The sequence below is a fragment of the Micromonospora sp. HK10 genome, from assembly GCF_000982955.1.
GTDB lineage: Bacteria > Actinomycetota > Actinomycetes > Mycobacteriales > Micromonosporaceae > Micromonospora.
The window spans coordinates 1-2,255 of sequence record NZ_KQ058781.1 but is presented as its reverse complement, the minus strand read 5'-3'; the positions used below and the strand labels follow the sequence as shown (position 1 = coordinate 2,255).

General features: G+C 73.6%; 1 pseudogene. It reads left to right on the top strand.

Features of this window, described 5'->3' with window-relative positions:
* Positions 1 to 1,253, top strand: a pseudogene (locus LQ51_RS11305) (family 20 glycosylhydrolase); the annotation flags it as partial.
* Positions 1,254 to 2,255 lie beyond the last annotated feature (1,002 nt).

Genomic DNA, 2,255 nt, shown 5'->3' with positions numbered 1-2,255 from the left:
CGGCGTACGGATCACCGCCGCCACCGCGGCCGGGTTGTTCCACGGCGCGCAGACGCTGCGGCAGCTGCTGCCCGCCGCCATCGACAGCCCCACCCCGGTCGCCGAGCGGTGGGCAGTGCCCGGCGGCACCATCGTCGACCGGCCGCGCTTTCCCTACCGGGGCGCGATGCTCGATGTGGCCCGGCACTTCTTCGCCGTCGACGACGTGCTGCGGGTCGTCGACCACCTGGCCCGCTACAAACTCAACCACCTGCACCTGCACCTCACCGACGACCAGGGCTGGCGGATCGCCGTCGACTCCTGGCCCCGACTGACCGAGGTGGGCGGCGCCACCGAGGTCGGCGGCGGGCCCGGCGGGTGGTACCGCAAGGCCGACTACCAGCGGATCGTCGAGTACGCGGCCCGCCGGCACGTGACCGTGGTGCCGGAGATCGACCTGCCCGGGCACACCAACGCGGCCCTGGTCGCGTACCCGGAACTCGCGCCCGGCAAGATCCCGCCGCCGCCGTACACCGGCACCGAGGTGGGCTTCAGCTACGTCGACCCGACCGACGAGCGGACGTACGACTTCGTCGCCGACGTGGTAGGCGAGGTGGCCGCGCTGACCCCCGGCCCGTGGCTGCACCTCGGCGGCGACGAGGCCTTCAAGGTCAAGGGCGAGGCGTACACCGGCTTCGTCGAGCGGGCGCAGCGGATCGTCGCAGCCACCGGCAAGACCGTGGTCGGCTGGCACCAGCTCGCCCCGGCGGCGCACCTCGACGGGCGGGTCCTGCAATGGTGGGGCACCAACGGCGACGACCCGGAGACCGCCGACGCGGTACGCCGGGGCGCCCGGGTGATCCTCTCCCCCGGCAACCGCGTCTACCTGGACATGAAGTACGCCCCGGACACCCCGATCGGGCACGACTGGGCGGGCCTCATCGACGTACGCCGGGCCTACGACTGGGATCCGGGTACGCACCTCACCGGCGTGCCGGTCGAGGCGGTGCTGGGCGTGGAGGCGCCGCTCTGGACCGAGTCGGTCAGCACGCTCGCCGAGGTGGAGTTCATGCTCTTCCCGCGCCTGCCCGCCGTCGCGGAACTCGGCTGGTCCCCCCGGGCGACCCACGACTGGGCCGACTTCCGGGCCCGGCTCGCCGGGCACGCCCCGCGCTGGACAGCCGCCGGCATCACCTTCCACCCCTCCCCCGACGTCCCCTGGCCGTCGCCCCGCCCCCTCCCCACCCAGCGCCCCGCCACGGCCCCGGCCGACACCCACTGACGCCGGCCACCGCCACTGGTCGGGGCCGGATGCCGCGAACTGGGGCATCCGACCGAGGAGAGGCCGGATCGCGGCAACCAGAGTGGGTCAACCTCCCGACGGCGCCGAGCCCGGCCGGTGCTCTTTACCTCACTACCGACCTGATGTCGCGCACGACTCATCACCGCGCCTCGTGGGCGTCCGGCCCTCGGACACCGGGGTCGCTCCGCTCGGGATGCCGCAGTCGGTGGCCTCCCCGGCCTGGGATACGCCAGCCTGCCGCATCCCGGGTCAATCAGCCGCCCCATCGACACCGAAGCCGCAGGCGCTGCCTCCGAACGCAGCCGCTGCCTCCGGCGTGAGTCGTTTCCGTCATCAAGTCGGTAGCGTCCGGAAACCCCACGCGACCGGACGGCGTTCACCTTCGCGTCGAGAACCCTCCGGCAACGCGGAATGTCCGGGATCACTCGGATTCGGGCTATGGTCACGGGTCGCCGGCTGCCCGGTTTGGGGCCGGCGTCCCGTGCCCGGTCTGAGGGCCGGCGTCCCATGCCCGGTCTGGGGGCCGGCGTCCCATGCCCGGTCTAAGGGCCGCGGTTCCGTGCCGGGGTTTGAGGGTCGGCGTCCTATGCCCGGTCTGGGGGGTCGGGGTTCCGTGCCGGATTTGGGGGTCGGCGTCCCGTGGTCGGGGGCCACCCGCAGGGCGGAATCATGCCGGGGCCGGGGTCGTTGAACATGGCAGACCGCGGAGCAGCCCCACCCAGGGTGAGCGGCCCCCGGTCGGAATGACCGGCCGCCGGCCGTCGTTACATCCCCCGCACCGCGCACCACCGCACCGCGCACCACCGGTCCACCCCCGGGGAAGCCAGGGAATGACGTCCCGGCCCCCGTCGTTACACCCCCCGGACCGCGCACCACCGGTCCACCCCCCGGGGGCATCGGATCCAGGCCGAGGGAATCACCTCCCCGCCACCGATGGTTACACCCCCCGACCGCCCGAGCAGGTCACCCCCGA